Origin of the sequence: Mycobacterium sp. URHB0044 (genome assembly GCF_000620625.1) — a bacterium.
GTDB lineage: Bacteria > Actinomycetota > Actinomycetes > Mycobacteriales > Mycobacteriaceae > Mycobacterium.
Genome location: NZ_JIAW01000003.1, coordinates 101,430 through 124,551, shown reverse-complemented (window position 1 = coordinate 124,551; position 23,122 = coordinate 101,430). Strand labels below are relative to the sequence as shown.

The following is a 23,122-nucleotide window of genomic DNA, read 5'->3' as shown; positions in this document are numbered from 1 at the left end:
CGACATGGTGCACGGCGAGCATGTGCCCGCTCGTGAAAAGACCGCGCCCACTACTGATGTACCGGTCGAGGTTACCGCTGCCGATACCGCACAGGTGGCGGAATCCGCCTTGGCGCAGCGGATACCGCCCGTGCGGCCCGACGAGTTGCGCAATCCGCTGGGGCCGATGGAGGAGGCGCGTGCGCGGGCGCGCAACAACGCCACCTGGTGGAACGCGCTGACGTCCGAGCAGCGCACAGCCCTGATCGAGACCCATCCGCAGCACATCGGCAACGCCGAGGGCATACCAGCCGCCGATCGGCACACGGCCAATCATCGCGTGCTGCAGCAGCTTCGAGACCGAGCCGATCAGGTGCAAGCCAGGATCGACGACGGTGCGCGGCCGAGCCGAGCCGACCGCAAGTTCCTGCAGCAGGTGAACCGACTCGACCTCGCATTGCGCAAGGCGGGTGCCGATGCGGCCCGAGTCGGCGTGGACGGGCCGGTCTTGCTGGCCTTCGATCCAGCGGAGTTCGGCGGAGACGGACGTGCCGTCCTCAGCTTTGGAGACGATCCCTACACGGCGGACTCGGTGTCCTGGCATGTGCCCGGCGTCGCGACCACGGTCCACTCACTGTTCGGGTTCTACACGGAATCCGCACTCAATCATCTGCAGTCCACGCGGAGTGAGAACCCGACGACGTCGGCCGCATCGATCGCCTGGATTGGCTATGACACGCCGAGTGGCATGGGCATCTTCCGCGCGGCCGGTCACCAGCTGGCGCGCACCGGTGGCGACCTCCTCTACAGCGACATCACCGCATTCAACGCCGCGCGCGACACCCTGGCAGGCGACGGCAGCCATTTCACCGGCAATCACGTCTTCGGCTACTCGTACGGCTCGACCACCACCGGCTATGCCGGGCAGGGGGGTCGGCTGGCCGGCCAGATCAGCACGGTGTCGTTGGTCGGCTCACCGGGTGTCGGACCGATGCGGCACGCCGGGGATTTCGGCATCGGCGCCGACCACGTCTTCGTCGCATCGTCGTCGCGGGACCTGGTCACCGCGCTGGGCGGGCGAACCCCAGGCTCGTCTGGTCGCATCCTCGGGATCGGCCTCGGAGTCGACCCGGCGATGGATTACTTTGGCGCCCAACGCATCGCCGCTGAATTCACCGGGGGAAGAAACCAACTCCTGACCGGCGGCACCCATCACGCCTACTACCTCGATACCGGCACCGGCACACACGTCCGCACCGAATCGCTGGCGAACCTCGGTCGCATCGCAGCAGGCCGCCACGATCAAGTCACCACCGAAGCCCACCGCACGGTCGACGGCCGGCGCACCCTCGAACCCGCCGCCAACCGGTCCGATCACCGGATCTGGAATCCGCCGTGGCGTTCGGACCGCGACTGCGCGCACGTCGTCGCCGATGAACTGTCCTCGATGTACGGGCGTGACATCCGCATCGCGGGCACGCCCAGTCGCTCTGGTACACCTGCCCGTTCACTCTTCGAAGCCGCGGGAACCAGAGCCGAGTTCGCCACGTACGACGACGTGGCGCACCGGCTGATCCAGCTCGGTGACGGATCGAGCGCGGTGCTGGCGTCACGCTGGGCGGGCGGGCGCAACGGCGGTCACGCCTACCTCGCGATCAACGACGGTGGCGAGATCCAGCTCTACGACCCACATACCCGGCAGCGATCCGCCTGGCCACCGCACTGGGGTGAGAATGCGGTGTCGCGCACCGCGGTCGGGTACCTCGGTGCGCACGGCAATCCGGTAAGTCCTCTCACCGTCGACACTGCACTGCAGTTGGGTGCGGCGGACGCCGTCGGACACGTACGAGGCCTTCCCGCCGACCCGGACTTCGTTCGGCGGCAAGAGGAATACCGAGCGCAGGATCCCGCCACCCGCCACGTGGATACCCGCTATGCGCAGTCCCTGGCCGACGTCATCGATGACCCGTCACAGGCCAGCGTCAATCAGCTCGCCGACGACTTGTCCGGGATGTATGGGCCGCACCGGATTCGATTCGATGAAGTAGATCGATTCGGGAACGAGGTCCTGCTCACCGGGAAGATCCTGCACGGCGACACGGAAATCGGCACGGTACAACGGGGTTTCGCACGCGATTCCCAGGGCAACCTCGTCGCCTACCACAACGGCTTGGTGATCAAGGACGAGTTCACCCACCAGCGTGGACAGGGGTTCTCCAAGGCGCTCACCGCCGAAATGGAACGCTTCTACGTGCACTCGGGCGTTGACCGCATCGAGTTGCAATCCCACGACAAGGGCACCCGCGCGTGGGCCCGTCGAGGATTCACCTGGGATCCGGATCCGGCGCGACTGCAACAGTCGCTGGACCGGATCAGGGACGCCGCACTCCACCTGTCGCCACAGCTCAGCGCCGAGGCCAGGACCGTACTCGACGAGTTGGTGCAGCGGCTGCACCCCGATCACCCCCGGCTGCCCGAACTGATCGACATCGTGGACCTCGCCGCACCCGGCGTACCTAATCTGGGTGAGCGGCTGGTCGACGGCGTCAAGGTGAACTTCGTCAGGTACCTGCCGAGTGACGTGACTACCTCGACTCCACAGGCACACAACGGTTTCGGGGCTCGGCTGAAACGCCTGTTCGGCATTGGCGGAGGGTCGCGATCCGATCAGGATTGCGCGCGCACCGTGGCCGATGAGTTGTCGGCGATGTACGAAGGGCGAGACATCCGTGTCGCGACCGCCCGCACACCGATGGGGACGCCGGCCTGGGCCTTGTTCGAAGCCGTCGGCACCAGGGCCGAGTTCGCGACGTACGACGACGTGGCCGGCAGGCTCCATCGACTGGGCGACGGCGCATCGGCGGTCCTCGCGTCGCGTTGGGCCGGCGGGCACCGTGGCGGGCATGCCTATCTCGCGGTCAATGAGGATGGCGAGATACGGCTCTATGACCCCCATACCCGCCAGCGCTCCGGTTGGCCCCCGCACTGGGGTCAGGGTGCAGTCGCCCACACGGCGGTCGGCTACCTCGACGCGGATGGCAACCCCGTCCAACCGGTCAACGACGTTCCGCTTCAGCTGCAGCTCGATGCCGCAGACCTCGTCGGCGACGTCAAGGGCCACGCGAAAGACCCTGATTTCCAACGGGCACAAGCGGAATACCGCGCCCAGGACGTATCCACCCGCGAGGTCAATACCCGTTACGCCGAGCCGCTGGCCGACGTCGTCCGCAACCTCGATCAGCAGCAAGTCCGTCAACTTGCCGACGACCTGTCGGGCATCTACGGCCCCTATCGCGTCGAGATGTGGCGGGCAGAAATATCGCGGGCAGGTGAGGTCATCGTCGCCGGCTACATCTTCAGCGGTGATGAGGGAATCGGCTTCATGCAGCGGACCTTCGTCCGTGGCGCCGACGGCAACCTCGTCGCCCGCCACGATTCGGTGGAGATCGACCAAGAGCGATTCAAGTTCAAGGGGTTCTCCCGCTCGCTGTCTTCTCAACTCGAGCCGTATTACGCGCGCTCTGGCGTCGATCGCATCGAGTTGAGCACGGAGCAAGACGGCGGCTACGTATGGGCCCGGCGCGGTTTCACCTGGAATGCCGACACGGACAAGCTCGAACACTCCTTGCAGAGCGTGCGGGATGCAGCCCAACGGCTGATGAACTGGGTGAGCGAGGACGCCCAAGCGGTTCTTCTGGACACCGTGCAGCGATTGGAATCCGACCACCCTAGGCTGCCCGAGCCCATCGAGTTGGCAAGTCTGGCGACGCCGGACGAACCCGACTTGGGCCGACAACTGATGTACGGCACGAAGTGGTTCGGGGTCAAGCATCTCCTAGGCGAGCCGACCGTTGCATCGACTGCGTTGACGCCCAGCGACTTCGCCGCCTCGCCCGCACGTGGGCTGACCGATCACTTCCGCGGCCTCAACTGCGCGCACCTCGTCGCGAACGAAGTATGGGAGATGTACGGACGCGAAATCCGCATCGAAGAACCCATTACCTCGAGCGGAGTGCCAGCCCGCGCCCTGTTCGAAGCCATCGGGTCCCATGCGCGGTTCGCCACCTACGACGAGGTTGCCGACGAGCTGAGACGGCTCGGCCCCGGCTCGTCGGCCGTACTCGCGTCCCGGTGGGCGGGCGGGCGCCAGGGCGGTCACGCCTACCTCGCGATCAACGTGGACGACGAGATCTTTCTCGTCGAGTCCCACAGCGGACGGCAACAGGGCTGGCCGCCCTACTGGGGCGAGGGCGCCGTCGCGCGCACCGCCGTCGGCTACCTCGATCCGGACGGGAATCCGACGCACCCGTTGCACGACCGCGTCCTGCAGCTGAGTGCCGCAGACGAGATCGGCGATGTCGCGGGACCGCGCGAAGGCTTGGAGTTTCAACGGGCACAGGAGGATTACCGCGCTCAAGACCCAACCAGCCGGCAGGTCGACACCCGCTACGCCGAGCCGTTGGGCGACGTGGTCGACGACTGTTGGGACCGAGCCAGAGTGCAGCAGCTCGCCGAGGATCTTTCCGGGATGTACGGGCCGTACCGGGTGGAGTTCTACCCCCAGAACTCCGCTGATGCGGTCTTCTTCGACGGTGTGATCTTCAGCGGAACGCAGGAAATCGGCACCATGATGCGGAGGTTCGCGCGTGACGGCGATGGCAATCTCGTCGCTCACCACATCCTGGTCTCAATAGACGACGAGCATTTCCGCGGCAACGGCTTCTCCAAGGCGCTCACGTCGGAGTTCGAACGCTACTACCAGCGCTCGGGATTCGATCGGATCCAGTTGGCGACGTCGCAGAATGGCGGCTACGCATGGGCCCGCCGCGGCTTCACCTGGAATCCCGATCCAGCGCGGTTGGAGCCCTCGCTCCGCAACATCAGGGCATCGGCCTACCACCTGCGCCGCACGGTCAGCGCCGAGGCGGCCAGGGTGCTCGACGACGTCATGGCGCGCTTGCATCCTGAGCGGTCCGATCTACCGGATCCCATTGATCTGGCCGCACTCGCCACACCAGACGAACCCGACCTGGGCCGTCGACTGATGGACGGCGCCCAGTGGAACGCCGTCAAGTATCTGCGTGGCGATCCCGCTGCGGAAACGAGCAGCCACAACTGCGCCCAGATGGTCACCGACGAACTGTCGGCACGGTACGGCCGCGACGTCCGTCTCGGCATCGCGCCCTCACGCAGTGGGGTGCCGGCGCGGGCGTTGTTCGAGGCGGTCGGGTCGAGTTCCCGGTTCGCCACCTATGACGACGTTGCGCAGAATCTGCGCGAACTTGGCGAGCGCTCGGCTGCGGTGCTGGCGTCGGGATGGGCGCATGGGGGCGGGCGGTACGGCGGACATGCCTACCTGGCGGTCAACGATGGCGGCTTGATCCATCTGGTTGACCCGTTCACGGGGGAGCGGACGGGCTGGCCGCCAGCGTGGGGCCAGCATGCGGTGTACCGCACTGCCGTCGGATATCTCGACGCCAACGGCGATGCCGTTCATCCGCTTGGCGTTGATCGTCCGCTCCACCTGTACGCCGCCGAGACCGTCGGCGACGTCAAGGGGCACCCGGATGACGGTGATGGTCCGTTGGACGGCTCACGTGCGCAGCTGGAGGCGAGTACCGACACGTTGGGGGGTGGGTATCCGTCTCCGGACGACGTGGAGCTCGCCGGGTTCTGGGACCGGATCGGACAGTTGGATCTGACGGCTTCGACGCCCGAGGCGATCGCCGAAGCCGTCTATCAGCCGGTGCCGCTGGACGACGTCACCAATCTCTATGAGGGCCGGGTCTCGGGATTCAAGACGGGTGAGGTGGTTCGCGCGCAGCAGCATCTTGCCGAAACCATGGACAACGCCTTCTTCGTATCGGCCGACATTGCCAACCTCCGTGGCCTCAATCAGGCGTCGGCCGATAGAACCGAATCCAACGCCCACTTCTCCGCCATGGCGGATATCTTCCGTGCGGGATTGACGGAATCGGGGGCCGACGTGGTGCCGATGCGCGTCGGCGGAGACGAATTGGGCGCGGTTGTCGTCGGGGACATCGACGACGAGGTCATCGACTCGGCACTGGCGACGATCCGCACTCGGGTCAAGGAATACGCTCAAGAGCACAACCTGGCCGACATCCCCCATCCGAAACATCCAGGGCAACCGGAATACAACGGTGTCGGACTACATTTGGGCTACGCCGAGGTTCTGCCCGACCTCGACGTCCGCGACATCTTCAACCTCGCGGACCTCGGCGTGGACCAAAGTAAGACAAGGAGCACAGATGTCGCAGGAGGACAGGGACGAGCGACTAGGGCTGACGGGGTTGAACCCGGAGGAGCGGCAACGGCGTATCGAGCAGCTGGAACGCGAACTGGCCGAGAAACAACGGGCAGCGAAGGCGAAGTTGCGGGCCGCGCGAGTACGGAAGGCGAACCCGGACACGCGCTGAGCCACCGCGTCCGGTATCCGCAGCCCGAGGACGTAAGGCGCGCCGCGTTCATCGATCAGGCGGCCCGAATCCGTGATGCGGATCCGGGGGCGGTCCTGGCCTTGCACGAACCGCTTCGCAGGGACGAGGTCTCCGACTTCTACGACGGGCGTGGTGCGGCATTCAAGACCGGCGAAGTGGACCGGGCCCGCCGGTGGACCACCGAAACCGGCGGATCCGGATTCTTCGTGTCGGCCCAGCTGGTCAATCTGTCCGGACTCAATCAGCACGTCCAGAACCGCGCCGAAGTCGCCAACGCTCATTACCGTGCCGTCACAGAGATCTTCCGCACCGAGATCGAGGCGACGGGGGCGACGGTCGTTCCGATGCGTACCAGCGGCGACCGATTCGACGCCGTCGTGGTCGGCAGGATCGAGGCGGCCACCGTGGACGCCGCGATCACCGCGATCCACGAAGAGATCGGCATGTACACCCGACGCGAAGGCTTGTCGGACATCGCGAATCCGTCAAACGCTGAACGGCGCGGGGTCCACCTGCGCTTCGGGTATGCGGACATCACGACATCCCGCGATGCCGAAGGCGTCGTGCAAACCGCCGAGGCGCGGATGTTCGGGCGCAAGGACTTCGGCGACCCCAGACGTGCGCCCGAGACTCCTATCGACGACATTCCGCGCCCTCGCCAACCGGCACCGGCCGAAAACCCCGTCTTTCTCCGGGAACAACGCGACTATCGCGCCCAGGATCGAACCACGCGCAACGTCGACACCCGTTTCGCCGAACCGCTGCCCGACGTGTTGGACAACGCCGGGGACGGAACGAACATCGATCGACTCGCAACGGATCTGTCCGGCGGGTATGGGCCGTATCGCGTGAACTTCCGGGGTGAAGGCGACGGAGACGTCTTCCTCGCCGGTGTGATCATGCGGGGAGACAGGGCAATCGGTACAGTCGAGCTGGACTTCTTCCGCGACCACACGGGCGATCTCATCGCCAGCATCGGATGGATCGCCATCTCGGACGACACACTGCAGCGAAAGGGTTTCACACAGTCGCTCATCGGTGAACTGGAGCAGTACTGCCAGAGATCCGGTGTCGATCGGATGAGCCTGGCGACGCAGGACAACGGCGGCGTCGTGTGGGCGCGGCTCGGCTTTACCTGGGATCGGGACCCGCAGCGGCTGCAACTGTCACTCGACAGCGTCAAGTCATCGGCACTGCGACTACGAGACGAGGTGACGGACGGAGCTCGCGCCGTACTGGATGACATCGTCGCGCGGTTGGACCCGCAGCGGTCCGATCTGCCAGAGCCCAGGCAACTAACGGAGATCGCCACGCGCGACGTCCCGGACCTCGGCCGTCGGCTCATGGACGGCACCAGGTGGTTCGCCGTCAAGCATCTGCATGGCGACGTTTCGCCATCCTCGGCGCAACTAGCCAATGATGCATTGGCGCAGCGGATTCCGCCGGCGGGGGTCACGGAATTGGTGCATCCGAATGGCGATGCCGAGCTGGCCGTAGAGCGCGCGCAAGCGAACGCCACGTGGTGGCAGGGGTTGAGTGAGGACCTGCGGCAGGCCATGGTCGAGAACCATCCCGTGCAGATCGGCAACGCCGAGGGCATCCCGCCCTCTTACCGTCACGACGCCAACGCCCGCGCGCTTGCGGACTGGCTGCGCCACCGCGACCAGCTGCAGTTCAGGCGCGATAGCGGGTTCCGCTTGGGATTCGACAAGCAGAAGGAGCTCGACTTCCTCAACAGCGTCGACGATGCGTTGCGCAGGGGTGCCGACGCCGCGCGGACGGCGGGCGTGGATGGCCCACGTCTGCTCAAGTTCGACCCGTCTGCGTTTGATGGCAATGGAATTGCCGTTGTCGGCTTCGGCGTTGATCCATACCTGGCGGACTCGGTGTCCTGGCACATTCCGGGCCGGGGTATGACGATCGAACAGCTCGGTGCAGGCATGGGCTCCGCGCTCAACCACCTGTCCTCCGTCCTGCACGAGGACCCGACGGCGTCAGCGGCCTCGGTCACCTGGATTGGCTACGACACGGTGGCCAACGATGCGGCAAGAATCGGCGGCGAAACCCTGTATGCCGACATCCGTGCGTTCAACACCGGCCGCGACGCGTGGGTGACCGACGGCAGCCACTTCGGCAACAACCACGTGTACGGGCATTGCCAGGGATCGACCGTCGTCGGCCATGCCGGCGCGGGCGGACGCCTTGACCGAACCGTCCGTACGGTAATTCTGTTCGGCTCGCCGGGCGCCGGCCCGATCAACCACGCGCGCGAGTTCGGTCAAGGCGTCGACGTCTACGTCGCCGCCTCGTCGACTGATTCCTTCACCTGGGAGGCGGGTCACACGCCGGGCTCGAGAGGAACATTCCTGGACGGTTTCGGGGTCGACCCGGCGATGGATTTCTTTGGCGCGCAGAGGATCACGGCCGAGTTCCCGCTGCTTCGGATGGCCGCGGCCGGCGACTACGACATGCACAACTTCTACTACAAGTTCGACGACAAGAGCACCGGTCTACGAACGGAATCGCTCGCGAACTTCGGTCGCATCGCGTCTGGGCATGTCGAGCGCGTCGCACTCGAGGAACAGCGCGCCGCCAAACTGCCCGACCAGACGCAAATCTACGATCCTGCCTCCGTGCGCCCGGCCGTCGAGGATCATCGACCGCCCGTTGTCGAGCCGGCCGAGAACTGCGCCCACGCCGTCGCCGAGACGTTGTCGACGAGATACGGGCATGACGTTCGAATCGAAGCGCGAACCTCACCGACCGGGGTGGCGGCACGGGGGCTCTTCGAAGCCGTTGGGTCCCGCGCGGAGTTCGCTCCCTACGCCGAGGTGGCTGACAGGCTGGTACAGCTGGGCTCGGGTTCGTCGGCGGTGCTGGCGTCGCGCTGGGCCGGCACACGTCATGGGGGGCATGCCTATCTCGCGGTCAATGACGGTGGCGAGCTCTATCTCGTGGATGCTCGCACCGGAGGGCGTTCGGGGTGGCCGCCGCACTGGGGTGAGCGCGCCGTGGCACAGACGGCGGCAGGATTCCTGGATGCGAGCGGCCAACCGGTGCGAGCCCTTGGAGACAACGCCGACGAGTTGGTCGCCGCAGACGCCATCGGCGACGTGCAGGGAGCGCCGCACGAGCCCGTTGGCCCGCTAGGCCTGCCGGACTACGCCCCGGGCACCCTGTCGGATGTCGAGGCCACGACGGTGTACAGCCACGGCGAGCAGCGGATGCGCGAGCTCGACGAACAACTCCAGCGCGAGGGCATGGGCGCCGAAGAGCGCGCGAGAATCCTTTTCGAACAAAAGAACTCGCTTCGAGCCTGGACGCGCGACCTGATGAGCAACCGCACGGCCGCCGAAGTTCTCGCCGCCAACGAAAGCACTCTCACCTTCGACGAGCTCGTCGCCAGAAACGAGGCGAAGGGCCTAAGCGGCGACGCGGTATTCGACGCGATCATCGATACCGCAACGCATGGTCGATTTGCGCCGGGAAGCCTGTCCGACGTCGAAACCACCCTGGTGTACTCCGATTTCGAACTTCGGTTGCGCGAGTTGAATGAGCAGCTGGTGCGTGACGGCATGCCCGTCGACGAACGAGCGCGGCTACTGTCGGACCTGCGGAGTTCCCTTCGCGGCTGGACGCGCGAGCTGATGAGCAACAGGGCCGCCGCGGATTGGCTTGCTGCCAACGAAAGCAACCCCAGCTTCGAGGACCTGGTCGCCAGGTACCAGACGAAGGGATTGACCGGTGACGCGGTCTACGAAGCCATCATCGACGCGGCCACCCACAGCCACTACGCGACGGGGACGCTATCGAACGCCGAAACCCGCACGGTCTACACGACATTCGAGCTGCGGATGCGGGAGGTCAGCGAGCAACTCGTCCGAGACGACGTCGGCCTAGAAGAACAAGCGAGGACACTCTACGAACTGCGCGCCTCCATCCGAACCTGGACGCGGGCACTGATGGCCGACCGTGAGACCGCGGACTACCTCACTGCCAACGAACCCAATCCGACCTTCGAAGACCTCGTCGCGCGGCAACGGGCCAAGGGAAGGGTCGGCGACGAGATCTACCGAGCCATCATCGCGAGCGCCACGCGAAGCCGCGCCAGCGTCAACGAATCATTGGGCATCGACCCGGAGAACCCACCCGAGCTGCCGCCGATGCGAGGCCCGACGAATAATGACTGAAAGTAGGAGTGACCACCACATGGACGAAGATCAGCAGCTCACGCCCCTGAGTTATGGCCAAAAGGGCCTGCGCGGAAGGCTCGCGCGGGTGCTCGTCGACGAGCCGACCGATGAGATCGATTGGCCCGCGGACCTTCCGGCCGGGATCGAGACCGTCGTGATCCTCGACGACGAACCGAATCCCCACCACACGCTTCGGGTTCACCCGCCGGATGACCCGACGCGGGTCGCATTGGTGGTCTTCGACCAGTTGGCGCTTTGCGAGGATCAGTGATGGACCCGCGACGGCTCGAGCTCAACCGCAGGCATAGCCGGGAGATGGGGTTGCTGTTCGCCCAGTTCCTGGACGCCCACCCCGACGTGGAATCCGAAGTCGACGGCGCCCAGATGACGCCGGCACAAGACGTCGCTTGGACTGCCTTCAGCGCAGAGCTGCTGGCTCGGCATCAGGCGGAGCGATCAGCGCTTGCCGACCAAATCGAAGCCGAGCAACGGTCGTAGGGTGATGGCGAACACACGAGAGGACAACGCAATGGAGGCGACGCAGGCGATCTCGTTGGTGTCGGACTGGATCCGCTCCCGCGGCCTGGACTACCCCACGGAGGGCTTGGCGGCGGATCGCTTCGAGGCCGGCTGGAGCGTGTACGCGCCGGTCGATGTCGACGAGAGCGATCCGATGGCGTTCCTGGACATGCCGGTCGGTCGCTCGGTGTTTCTGGTGGGTGATTCGGGGCGCATCGAGGAGGTGTCGTCGTCGGTCCCCCCACAGCAGGCGGTTGCCCAGTTCATGGCTGCGGAGCCGGTCAACGGGAACGCCGGTGGCGCCTCCGATGAAGCAGCCTTCATGACGGAGTTCGAGCGGCAGTTCAACGCGGCCGCATCAGATGGTGGGTCCGCCATCGCCGACTTCACGATCGTCGGTGAGCCGCCGGGCAACGGAAGCAGCCCTGCCCGCGGTGATGAGGAGGCAACTGCCGAGGAGGCCGCCCGTCTGATCGAGCCGATCGTTCAACAATTGGCCCAGCTCGGCCCGGCCGGTTGGGAGGAGTTCTCGGCGGAGTTCGCGTTCACCGTCACCGCGCAGGTCGCGGCGCTGCGGTTCTGGTCCGCCGACCGGGCAGGCCTGGTGCCGGTGCCCCAGCAGGTCGCCGAGCTGATTCGCCGGCAGCGGGAGGTTGCCGCCCGGATGTCGGCGGGTCCGTGGTGGCGGTTGCTGCTGACCGTCACCAACGGCGGCGAAACGACCGTGGACTACGACTATGGGGACCAACCGTTCCCCGACGACCAGCTGCTGGCGCCCGAGCACTACCGCAGCGACTTGGAAGCCTATCCACGCGAACGCATTCCGGTATGGCTGGCCGGCTACATCGAGGGCCCCGAAGCCCAAAGCCGGTCGCCCCGCCAGGCGGCGGTCCCAATCGGGAGCGCCACGGCTGCCGACGAATTGCCTCCACTGCGTGATCTCTGGGCGCGCTGGGCCGTGCTGTCAGCGGCCTACGCCGGGGTCGAATCGCAATGGGGTCCGCGCATCCACCCCGGCTACGCCTGGTACGAGAGCGACCAGCGCAGCGGGTCGACCCTTTTCGTGCTGCCGGGCGACCGTGCCGTGCTGTCGGGAGGGAAGTGGAATTCCGGACTGCTCGATGCCGCCTACAACGGTGGCCAGCCTCTGCCGGACCTCTACGCCGGGGCACCGGCGTGGGTTACCGACAGTGTGCTCAACACCCGCAACCGCAACGGCCTCTTGAGTTTCTGCTACTGGTGGGGCGGTGGCCGGTGGTTGCGCGGCGGCGCCGACACGTCGGGTGAACTCGATGCCGCGCTGCCGGCCATCGGCAGTGCGGAGGAAACCGTACGGGCGATGGTCAGCCAGGTGGGATCCGGCAGGGAAGACGAATGCGAGGCGCTGCTGGCTGCGGCCCTCAACCAGAGCGTCACGTCCGTCGACGTGGAGGCGATCTTCGGCGACAGGCCCGAAGCCGACGTCGACACCGCACGCAACCAACTCAGCCTCGCCGGATTGCTGACTGCCTGACCCTTACGCCGAACTGACCGGCAACCGAATTCTTGGCGAACAAGGCCGTCGAGAATAGCTCCACTGCCCGCTCCGTAATAGCGTGAAATGCTATGCGAAATGGGGGCTTTCGATGACTTTGCACGTGGAAATGGACCGCCTCGCAGGCCTGGGACCCGTCCTGCAGGGATTGGCCGTCGAGGCTGCGTCGTTGCGGACGGGCCCGTCGGCCGGGCCGTACCTGTCTGCGCCCGGCGGCATGGAGCCCGCGGTGCTGGAGGCGTCCAGCATCGCAGCAGACTTGGTCGACTCCGCGTTGGTGGCCGCCGTGAAGGAACGCCTGTCGGAGACCGGCGAAATCATGGTCAACGTCGCCAATCAGTTCCGCAACGGCGACGATGAAGCGTTGGAAGTGGCCATGACCACCTACACCGACGCCACCGGTGGCTGGGACGTGCCCGAGGTGCCTCGGTGAGCCTGAACCGCACTCAGGTCGAATCGTGGAATCCTGCGACGCTCACCGACATTGGCAATGCTTGGAAGGCGATGGCCGCCAAGGTCGAGGGGCTGTTCGATCGCTACAAGTCGGCCGTCGAGAACATCAACGGCGGCCACTGGGAGGGGCTTGCCGCGGAGGCGGCGCTGAGCCGGGCCGAGGCGGACCGGCGATCCGCGGTTCGGGTGGCGGATCACCTCGAACGGGTAGCCCAGATTGCACTCGACGGCTTCCACAAGGTGGACCCGCCGCTGCAGCGCGCCCGCAACGCGATCACCGGTGCCGAGGGCGCGGGCTTCACGGTGTCGGAGAATCTGACCGTTTCTCGCACCGGCAGGCTCACGCCGGAGCAAGAGATCGCCAGGGCTCAGTGGCAGGTCGCGATCGACAACGCCGCCAGTGACGCCGAGAGCGCCGACAGTGAGGTGCGCACGCTGCTGAACGGATCCCGCGCCGACCTGCGCGCGACGTTCGTGGCGCCAGGGGCGCTCGGATCGGACCAGGCTCGCACCGACGCCAACCAACTGTTGACCGATCCGTCGGACCTGACGCCAGAACAGATCCAGCGGCTGATCGAGGCTGGCTCCCTCACGCCCGATCAGCTCGTTGACCTCGCCTCCGGAGACATGGTCGACATCCCCGCCTCCCAGATGGAGTACATCAACGCGCTGGCACGCGCATTGGACGACAAGTCGCCGCAACAGATCGAGGACATGCTCAACCAGCTGCCGCCCGACGCGCGGCGAGGCGTGGCGAACGCGCTGCAAATGCTGTCCACGACGAGCGTCACCGCCAACGTGCGCGGAGACCGGGAAGTGCCCACCACCGGCAGGGCGAATCTGTTGCCGCACGACATGTACGAGTCTCTGACCCGTGACGACTTGGTCACCAACAGTTGGGAGACCGTCGGCGGCTGGCCCTACAACACCTGGAATCTCAACGGGGTTGCCGACAATCAGGCCGCCGCCCGCATCGCCGACATGAGTGACCCGACGTTCAAGCACGGCACCGGGCTCGACGCGGCGGTGCTCGACACGGCGGCCAAGTATCTTCACGCCCAGAACGCGGCGGACTCCGACGATCTGTTCTTCGTCGACGGGCATGGTGAGCACGTGGATGCGCCGTTGACCGATCAGATGTTTCACGCGGTCGCCAACGACAGGGCGACCGTCGCGAACGCATTGTCCGGTCACAGCGGCGACACGTTGATGACCGACGTCTTCAACCACGAGTGGAAGGACAACGGCAAGAGCATCTCTGAGCTGTTCCACATCAGCGAACAGGACGCCGTCGCGGACCCCGGCAACCGGCCCGACACGGCACTGGCCAGGCAGTCCGGTGACATCGCCGAAAGCGTCGCTCGGTACATGTCGGATCACCACGGCGACTTGCTGCACCTCCCCGGGGACCCGAGTACGTCTGCGGGCGAACGCAACCCGGATCTGATGGTCAACCTCGCCGACGATCTGGCCCCGTACTACAGCACCTTCGCAGGCGCGCAGTCGATACCGAACGTGGGGCACTTCGACACTGCCAACCAACTCGCCGACATGTACTCGGTGCTTGCCAGCAATCCCGACGCGGGCGTAAAGGCCGCCCAGGCCACATACGCGCAAGAGAACGTGTTGGCCGCCATGTACGGGAGTGGCGAAGGGCCCAGCACCTACGCGCAGGTCGCCGGTCAGATGCAGCACGCCTTGGAAACCGGGACGGCGTCGGCGATGAAGTCACTCGACCAAGGTGATGTGTACAAGGCGAACTGGGAAGCCGCCGTCGACGCCGCCACCTGGGACAGCTCGTACAAGGCGGCCGGCGCCATCGTCAGCTACCTGCCGGGAGGCAGTGAACTGAAGGCCCTCATCGACGTGGCTGGCCCTGCGCTGAAGCCCAGCATCGTGGGCATCGTGGACCCCAGCGTGGTGACCGACCCCGGCAATGCCGTGCCCAACCAATCCGCCACTACACTCGTCGATTCCAACATGACCGTGGAGAACATCGCCAACGGCCTCGTCTCGAAGGACCCGTCGATCGTCAACGACCCGGACTTCGCGCCGTACCGCGATGTCAACGGCAGCGGTGATGCCTACATCAACGTCGAGAACCTGAACGACCAAGCGGCAATACGCGATCTTCTGTATTCCCGGTACGGCATCGACGTGGATAGCTGGTACACGAATTTCACCCTCGGCATGCACACCGGCACGATCGCCGTCACCGGGCCGCGTTGATCATGCGCTGAGCAGGCGCAAAAGCCCTCGTGCATGGGGCCTTTGCGCCTGCCCGCGCTGTGACTGCTAGAAGCCGCCGGCGAGGTGGTTGTCGAGCGCCGCGGCGTCTTCCTGCGACTGGTTGCCACCGGACCGGGTTTGGGTGATCTCGTTGAGGATGTTGTCCATCATCGAAGAGATCTCAATGTGCTTCTGCTGCAACGCTGCAGCGGCCTGGCCCTCGTAGACGCCGGACAGTGCGGTGAAGACCTTGTTCACTTCGTCCCGCAACGCTTGCGCATCGTTGGTCCGGCCCTGGATGTCGTCCAGGGATGCGTAGTTGTTTCCGTATTCGTAGCGAATCGTGCCGTCCATGGTGAAGCCCTTCTTCTAGTCGGTGTCGTGGCTGACGAGCGTTTGGATGTCGCTCTTGCCCTTCTCGGCGACGTGTGTCAATTGGTTGATGACGTAGTTGAAGTCGTCGTGGTGCTGGGACATGATCCCGCGGAACGTCATGGCCCTGCCGCCCTGCCACGAACTGCCCGTCATGGTTTCGGTGCTGTCCAGAATCCGGCTTGCCAGCGACCGGAGGTTGAACATCGCCTCGTCTACCTGCTGGATTTTGGTTTGGGCGTCGCTGGGCGTGAGATGGAGCGTCACAGTTTCTCCTCATATGAGTTGGTCGATAGTTCACAACTAAGCGCTATAAGGAACTAGAACTCCTCCCATCTTTCGGTGGGAAGCTCGACAAGCTGACCGATGGCCTGCTTGATGGCGTGGTCGGAACCCGCCTTGAGAGTCGTCCACAGCTGACCGCTCGGTGAGGTGCTTGGCGCACCGACGATGCGTCCGCGCTTCGTGTAGAAGACGCCAACGGCGCTGGGAACTCTCGTGATCCGTCCCTCGTCGCGATCCAGCACGTGGTAAACGATCTCCGCGAAGGCCTGACGCGACGCGAACGCCGAACCGAGCCGCATCGCGGTGCGCGTATCCGCGCCGAGCGACCGGATCCGGTCGGCAAGCAGCGCCGCGTCGTGTGTGCCAGACAGCGCCTCACTGGTTGCGTCCAACGGTGCGCCGACCGGTTCGATTTCTGCAGCGGGGGATACGGGCAGCTGGCGCAGTACCGCCTGAGCGGCCCTGGTCTGCGTCGGTTCCCCGTCGAGCCCCTCGATGACGAGCTCATTGCCCACTCGCACCGCCGAGATGCACCGTGTGCCTTGACGAATGACGGTGACCCGCGCCGTCCCGTCGGGCGTCACCAGACGCATCGCCAGCTCGCGTTCGGGCCGCTGCAGCGACTGCACCAGTTGCGCCAGTTCGGGTGTCACCTCGCCGTCGCGGATGAGTTCACGCTCGGCCAGCGTGCGGCTGGCATGGTCGAGGGCGGTGGTGAGATCGGATTCCGTGCCGTATCGGGGTCGTAGGCCCAACACCGCGGGCATCGCCTGAACTCCCAGCCGAGAGGCGACCACCTGTACTTCATCGTCGCTGAGGACGAAATACGGTGTCAGCGTTGCGGTCACAGCCTCAGCTCCCGGTCGACGCCGATCACCGGCGGAGATACCCATCGGTCGTCGACCTGCTCGAGCGTGCCCTCCGGCGCATCGGCGAAGCCCTCTGGCTGCGGCTGATCCGGTACCGCGAGTTCGTCGAACACCGCGGTATCGGGTCCCCAGCTGACACTGGACACCATGAATGGCGCGTCGTTCTGCTCGGCGGCCGGCAGCCAGGCTTGGCCCGCGTCCGACACTCCCGCGCCGTGTTCCCCTCCGCCTTCGAGAGTGCCGCCGGGTTGACTGGATTCGTAGTCGCCGCGCTGGTCGCCGCGGCCCATCGCCCCCATCGGAGCGTACGGAGCGCCGGACATTCCACCGGCGCCGGTACCACTCGCAGCGGCGAATCCCGTCTTTTGCAAGGTCTTTGCCTCGGCGGTGGCCTTGACCTCGGCGCCCATCATCGGCGCCAACGGAACCGCGGGTGCGCCGCCACCGGAGGCGGCGCCGCCGCCAGCGCCGCCACCACTGGATCCGCTCTGTTCGGCCTTGAGCGCGTTGCCCTTCGACACGTCGGGAGGCGACGGTTGCTCCCACGGCTGCGCGAGTCGTACTACCGCGTCTTCGTACTGCGTCATGACGGCGGCGGCGTTGGCCTGATCGGCGGTCGCCGCTTCGTCGAATTCGGCGAAGTTACCGGTGAGCACGGCACCGTTGTAGGCGGCCAGGGAGGCCATCATGTCTTGTGCGGCCTTCGCCTCGACGGCCTCCGACACGCTCGGCATGGCCAGCACGGCGACGGTGTTGGCGACGGCAGCCTCTTCGGCCAGCTGGCCGTTGGCGGCGGCGCTCAGGCTGACGGCCTGCAGCCATTTGCCGAACTCTTCCAGTCGTTGCACGGCCGCGTTGGAGGCCTGGCTGTCCCACACCGTTCGCAGGCGCGTCACCAACTTGTCGAAATCGCCGGAGATGGCGGCGAATTCGTTGGCAACCCGGACCCAGGCGGCACCCGCTCCGCCGACCGACGCCGGGCCGGGGCCCTCGGTGAGGTCACGCGCGAGCTGTTCGGTGCTTCGTGATTCCCACACCACATTGGTAAAACCCATGCGCAGACCTCCCTTCGCCGATCAGTGCCCGTGAACCCCGCCCGCGCGTCGGTCAGCCGATGAAGTCCTCGTCGGCGGCCACGATGTTCTCGGAATGGCCGCGTAATGTCGCGGCGACCTCGTGCATCTCGACGAGCCCCCGGTCGGCCGCGGCGCTGAACGTCGAATGAACTTCGTTGAGAGTGCCTGCCACCCGCTGGGAGACCTCGTCGCGGCCCGGGGCGGTCACCGTGAGATTGGTTGCCTCGTCGGCCAACACGCGTTGTGCTCGATTGGCGAGCTCGTCGAGTTGACGGGTGACGTCTGCGACGTCATCGGGCTGAATCGACATGCCGGCGTTATCGGCCATTGCGCTTCTCCTCGTTCATGACTAGATCCGGAGTTCGATGTCCGGAGGCTCAGTGGGGTCGGCTTCGCCGAGCACCGGGGGCGCAGCAGTGCCGAGGTCCCCGACGATCGCGCCGCCTTGATCGGTGGTGTGCAGGAACGCTGCCGCGGTGTGGGTGTTCGACGAACCGTTCGCACCCTGGCCGGCCATCGGCCCGTATGGCGCGCCGCCGCCCATCATGCCCGCGCCACCAGACCCGACCGGTCCACCCGATGCCCGCACGCTCGCCGACTGGGCCGTGGCGGCGGTTTCGGGCTGCACCATCGTCGAGGTCGCCATCGAACGCAGAGCGGAGGACCCGCCACCGCCACCGGCACCGCCTCCGCCGACGCCACCACCACCGCCCGCTCCCGGCGCCGCGATCGGCGGCCCACCAACGCCCGCAGCCGCTTCCGCGCCCGTCGGCGCCTGCTGGGCGGCCTGACTCGCAGCCGACGCCGCACCGGTTCCGGCCTGGATTCCGGCCTGCGCGCCCTTGGTGGCCATCGACATCAGCGGCGACGCCAAGCTGGAGATCGGTGACGAGGCCGCCAGCTGCGGGGCGGCGGTGACGTCCACAGGAGCGCCCGCGGCCGTCACCTCGGCTGCCTGTGCGCCCAACGACGTTTGCAGTTCCGTCATCACCTCGGCGGTCGATGCGACGGCCTTGTTGGCCGCCGCGATCGCGGCGGCCCACCCCCACGGGAAGATGATGCTCGGACCGATCGCCGCCATGGTTGCCTGGAATTCGGCGATGATCTCGATCAGTCGCGCGCGTGCCTGTGCAACGTTGGTAGCCGCAGAAGTCAGATTGCCCTTCAGCGTTTCGGATTGGGCGCCGACGTCTGCTCCGTTGGCGATCGCGGTAGCCGTCTTGGCGGCTGCGGTGGTGCCGGAGGCGCCCTGCCACGCGTCGTCCACCGAGCTCAGTGCGGGCTTCAAGGAACTGCCGGTGGACTGGAACGCCTGGGAAATGCCCTGCAGCATCGCCGTTGGGTCGACACCCTCGAAGAGGCCGTTGCCCAAGGTGCCGAGCGCGTCGGTCACCGGACTGATCAGCGCGCTCGGGTCCATCGGGCTGCCCTGCGCCGGCGCGGCATCGGGCTGCGCCTCGGGCGGGGGAGGGCCCTCTTGTGGTCTTCCGTCGGTAAATGGCGGCAACCCGAGCCGTTCGAGAATTTCCTTGACTGGCAAATTCAAATAGTCTTGCAGACTTTGCTCTTGAGCAGCGATAACCGGCGCTGGATCGTAGCTGGGCACGGACTGAGCTAGCTGACCCGTCGGATTACCTGGAGGTGGAGGCGGGAGGGCGGCCATCGATACCGCCGGGTCAGGCGCTGTCGGCGGCGGTGATGGCGGACTGGGAGGCATCGGTGCCGGCGCTGACACCGGCGTGCACCCCGCCGACGAGCAGTGTGGCGGCCAAATTGTTTGACTGCGCAGGGCCATACGCCATCAAGTACGTCGCACCGATCGGCCCGAGGGCGGCTGCGGCGGTGTTGAGCATCGCAGCAGAATCGGCAGAGCCCGCGGCCGTTATGGCTGCGGAGGCGGCCTCGTTGGCCGCGGAAAACGCCGCCATGCCGTCCGGCACTGCGGCAAAAACCTCACCCATTGTGTCAATACCCTCCCGGCTCGGTGCCCGAGCTCCGTCTGCGGCAGACACGAAAACTATAGCGGCCAATGTCGGTCGCAGCTAACTCTTTTCGGCCGCATTTCGAAACCCGATATTGACGATGGAATAATTGACGAGCAGTCAAATTGCTGAGCAAATCGCCGTCCTACGACGAACGTCCGGTAAGCCGACCAACTACCTCGAGAAACGGGCGGAGTGGTGAAGCGACGGGCTTTGCCCGTTTTGCCGGGTCGGTGAATCGCGGGCCGCGCGATGGGCGAATGTGCGGTCACTGCTTTTCCTTTGGTTGGCTAACGTGTCGGGCGGTATTTCCGCGCTCGTAACCAAGCCCGGGGATCCGGGGCGAAAGGCGTTGCCCCACTCTGAAGTTGATGAGAGGTAGGGCAAACGTCATGAACCGACGTTCGCAACGTACCTTCACCGCCACGACCTGCGCCGATGCGCACTCGCCGCAACGTCGGCAAGCGCGCGCCCCCAAACATGGCTACGTCAGCTGGGGGTCGGTTCGAATGTCGTCCCGTCCCAACGGGTTAGGGGCTCCTGTCGTAGCTCGTCCAGGCGGCTGGTGAATTCCTCGGAGAGATAGCGGTGGCGTTCGGTCGCCACGCCGGCGGCGGCCTGCGCCGTCTCGACGATGAGCTTGGCCAACGCGTCGGCACCGAGCTTGTGGGCGCTGGGCCCCAACCACAGCCCGGTCATCGCGCCGTAGCCGTCGACTTCGACACTGACGTTTCTGTCGCGGCTGATCACTCGCGCCGAAATGGAATTGCAGTGATCGTTCATCGCGGCCACCAGGTCACGTTGCTTGGCGATGCGAGCGACCAGGGAATCCGCCAGGCCGGTCATACCGACCGCGTCCAACTCGTCGGCAAGTCGTCCTCGTCGCCGAGGACCTCTTCTTCCGCCCTGACCAGATCGTCCTCGGTGGCCAGCGGCAGACCGCGGACAACCGCTGCGCTGAAACCCTTTTCGACCAGGTCACGACGACGGGTGACCTGGGCTCTTGCCGCCGAGAGCCGGCAGAGCGCCAGGATGTCGCCCGCGAGTTGGTCCGGCGACTTCTTCAGTTCGAGTGGGTCGAGCCGCAGCGCGAGAGGAAGCCCGCGCTCGGTGGTGAGCACCGATATGGTGCCGCGCCGGGATTGCACCGGCTGCTGCTGCGTCATGCGTTTGCCTCCTTGCGACTGGGCGCTCCGAGCGAGTTCGACGAACGGCGGCATGTCAGAGCCTTCGAACTTAGTACAATCGCGGGCATCCGTTCGCTGCCTTCCCGGACGGAAGTAGTGTGCGAATCATTGGTATTGACCGCGCATTTCTGATCGGATCAGCATTGAGGAGACAGGTCGTCACCGATGACGCGCACCAGTGACGCCCAGAGGGTGTTCGACGCGGGCGTGTTGTCGCTTGGCGTTCCCATCGACGGGATGGAGACCGAGCGCGACGTGCAGTACGCGGCGCTCGCCTTCAAGCGCGCCACCGAGTACGACCCCGACATGTGCGATGCATGGTTGGGCCGTGCCGCGGCGGGTGACGCCAGTCCGGAGGTCATCTATCACCTGTACAGAACCAGCACGATCTCGTACCTACGTGAGCAGCGGCGGCTGGGACTGCCCCCGCGCTCGCTGAGTGGGCGATTTCAAACCGGGCTGTACCTGGACTACCCGCTGAGCACGAAGACCGAAATGTGGCTTGCCTACGCGGCCAGCATGATTACCGCCAAGGACTACGACGAGGCCGAGCAGGTCCTCGACGAGCTGGACACCTTGCGGGCGACGATGCGCGACGACGACGCCGCGTCCAAACAGATTTGCGCCTACATCCGTGGGGTCCTGCACTTCACCACCCAGCGCTGGACCGACGTGCTGACTGCGCTGAGCGATTCTGCGTCGTTCACCGACGAGTACATCGCGGCGGGCGCCCACCTGATGGTGGGGTCGGCGTGTGCGCAGATGGGTCTGTTCGGCGAGGGGATCCGCAGGCTGGACCAGGCGGTCGATGGTCCGATTCCGGCGGCACGGCGGGCGGCCGAGTTCTGCAAGGGCCTGACGTTGCGCGAGATGGGCAATGAGCAGGAGGCCCGCGTCATCTTCGAGCGGATCTACAGCGAGGAACCGGGATTCGAGGCGAACGCCGCGGCGTTGGCGGACCCGAAGTTCCGCCTGATCGTGACGAGCAAGGAGATGATCGAATCTCGCGTCGATCGGTGGGATCCGGCGAGCGCCCCTAGTGCCGAGGACCTCCTCGGCGACGACCTGTCCGAACGTGGCAACGAGTACCTGCGGGCCGCGCAGCAGGAATTGGACCGGCAGATCGGCCTGTCGGAGGTCAAAATGCAAGTCGCCAAGCTGAAGTCGGCTGCGATGCTGGCGAAGGTGCGCGGCGACAAGGGTCTCAACGCGGCTGCGCGCAGCCTGCACTTGGCGTTCACCGGTCCGCCCGGAACCGGCAAGACCACCATCGCGCGCGTCGTGGCCCAAACCTACTGTGGGCTAGGGCTGCTGCGGACCCCGTCGGTCGTCGAGGTCAAACGCCACGACTTCGTCGGACAACATCTCGGTAGCACCGCGATCAAGACCACCGCGCTCATCGACTCGGCGATGGACGGGGTGTTGTTCATCGACGAGGCGTACACGCTGATCCAGACCGGACTGTCCGGTGGTGACGCCTTCGGCAGGGAAGCGGTGGACACGTTGCTCGCCAGGATGGAGAACGACAGGGACCGCCTCGTCGTGATCATCGCCGGCTACGACGCGGAGATCGACCGGTTCCTGATGTCCAACGAAGGTCTGGCTTCCCGCTTCTCCAAACGGATTCGGTTCTCCTCCTACAACGCGCCGGAGTTGGGCGACATCGGGCGCCTGATCGCCCGAACCCGCGACTCCGAACTGTCGGAGTCCGCCTACGAAGAACTCGTCGCGACGTGCACCGTCCTGTGCCAGGGTGAGGCGCCTGACGCATCGGGGCAGCTGCGGCCCCACATCGACCTGGTCGGCAACGGGCGCTTCGTGCGCAACGTGATCGAGGCGGCGGAGGAAGAACGCGAATACCGCCTGAGTGAAAGCCATGGCTCGAACCTGCAGGATCTGGACGAGGCTGCGCTGATGCGCATCGAACTTCCCGACATGCAGGCAGCGCTCAAGCAGGTGCTCGGCATGCTAACTCCGAACTGA

Annotated in this window: 16 protein-coding genes; 7 read left to right on the top strand and 9 right to left on the bottom strand. The window is 65.9% G+C overall.

Annotated elements, in window-relative coordinates:
* The first annotated feature begins 4 nt into the window (after positions 1–4).
* The 6 genes from N536_RS42880 to N536_RS37675 all read left to right on the top strand — a co-directional run bounded on the left by N536_RS42880 (position 5) and on the right by N536_RS37675 (position 15,368).
* On the top strand, positions 5–10,630 hold the full coding sequence (locus tag N536_RS42880) for a toxin glutamine deamidase domain-containing protein (RefSeq protein WP_369798405.1): 10,626 nt from the start codon (positions 5–7) through the stop codon (positions 10,628–10,630).
* A gap of 19 nt (positions 10,631–10,649) precedes the next feature.
* Positions 10,650–10,904 (top strand): hypothetical protein, encoded by a 255-nt coding sequence (locus N536_RS0107340; protein WP_029113020.1) that lies wholly within the window; start codon positions 10,650–10,652, stop codon positions 10,902–10,904.
* Entirely contained in the window at positions 10,904–11,131 is a 228-nt protein-coding gene (locus N536_RS0107335; RefSeq protein WP_155948480.1) for a hypothetical protein, read from the top strand. Before N536_RS0107340 ends, N536_RS0107335 begins: the two co-directional genes overlap by 1 nt.
* A 4-nt stretch (positions 11,132–11,135) precedes the next feature.
* The gene (locus tag N536_RS42875; RefSeq protein WP_231514446.1) at positions 11,136–12,665 is read left to right on the top strand and encodes a hypothetical protein; all 1,530 of its coding nucleotides are present in this window, start codon (positions 11,136–11,138) and stop codon (positions 12,663–12,665) included.
* 112 nt (positions 12,666–12,777) lie between these two features.
* Positions 12,778–13,119 carry a hypothetical protein gene (locus N536_RS0107325; protein ID WP_029113018.1) on the top strand — a complete coding sequence of 114 codons (342 nt, stop codon included), beginning with the start codon at positions 12,778–12,780 and terminating at the stop codon, positions 13,117–13,119.
* Positions 13,116–15,368, top strand: a complete 2,253-nt coding sequence (locus N536_RS37675; RefSeq protein ID WP_051574307.1) for a hypothetical protein — start codon at positions 13,116–13,118, stop codon at positions 15,366–15,368. The genes N536_RS0107325 and N536_RS37675 overlap by 4 nt, the downstream gene beginning before the upstream one ends.
* Positions 15,369–15,434: 66 nt before the next feature.
* Here N536_RS37675 and N536_RS0107315 read toward each other — a convergent pair whose 3' ends face one another.
* From N536_RS0107315 to N536_RS0107275, 9 genes are all read right to left on the bottom strand, one after another.
* Entirely contained in the window at positions 15,435–15,722 is a 288-nt protein-coding gene (locus N536_RS0107315; RefSeq protein WP_029113017.1) for a hypothetical protein, read from the bottom strand.
* A gap of 15 nt (positions 15,723–15,737) precedes the next feature.
* On the bottom strand, positions 15,738–16,007 hold the full coding sequence (locus N536_RS0107310) for a hypothetical protein (RefSeq protein WP_029113016.1): 270 nt from the start codon (positions 16,005–16,007) through the stop codon (positions 15,738–15,740).
* A gap of 53 nt (positions 16,008–16,060) precedes the next feature.
* The gene (locus N536_RS0107305; protein ID WP_029113015.1) at positions 16,061–16,873 is read right to left on the bottom strand and encodes an ESX secretion-associated protein EspG; all 813 of its coding nucleotides are present in this window, start codon (positions 16,871–16,873) and stop codon (positions 16,061–16,063) included.
* A complete protein-coding gene (locus N536_RS0107300; RefSeq protein ID WP_029113014.1) occupies positions 16,870–17,949 on the bottom strand; it encodes a PPE domain-containing protein in 1,080 nt (359 codons plus the stop codon). Before N536_RS0107300 ends, N536_RS0107305 begins: the two co-directional genes overlap by 4 nt.
* Positions 17,950–18,001: 52 nt before the next feature.
* Entirely contained in the window at positions 18,002–18,298 is a 297-nt protein-coding gene (locus tag N536_RS37670; RefSeq protein WP_051574306.1) for a PE family protein, read from the bottom strand.
* A gap of 21 nt (positions 18,299–18,319) precedes the next feature.
* Positions 18,320–19,510: a hypothetical protein gene (locus N536_RS42085; RefSeq protein ID WP_155948478.1), complete on the bottom strand. Its 1,191-nt coding sequence runs from the start codon at positions 19,508–19,510 to the stop codon at positions 18,320–18,322.
* Between the two features lie 136 nt (positions 19,511–19,646).
* Positions 19,647–19,931, bottom strand: a complete 285-nt coding sequence (locus N536_RS0107285; RefSeq protein WP_051574304.1) for a hypothetical protein — start codon at positions 19,929–19,931, stop codon at positions 19,647–19,649.
* 510 nt (positions 19,932–20,441) lie between these two features.
* Entirely contained in the window at positions 20,442–20,798 is a 357-nt protein-coding gene (locus tag N536_RS37660) for a YbaB/EbfC family nucleoid-associated protein (RefSeq protein WP_036435727.1), read from the bottom strand.
* Entirely contained in the window at positions 20,795–21,118 is a 324-nt protein-coding gene (locus N536_RS0107275) for a hypothetical protein (RefSeq protein ID WP_029113012.1), read from the bottom strand. The genes N536_RS37660 and N536_RS0107275 overlap by 4 nt, the downstream gene beginning before the upstream one ends.
* 186 nt (positions 21,119–21,304) lie before the next feature.
* Here N536_RS0107275 and eccA point away from each other — a divergent pair, with 186 nt between their 5' ends.
* A complete protein-coding gene (gene eccA, locus N536_RS0107270) occupies positions 21,305–23,122 on the top strand; it encodes a type VII secretion AAA-ATPase EccA (protein WP_029113011.1) in 1,818 nt (605 codons plus the stop codon).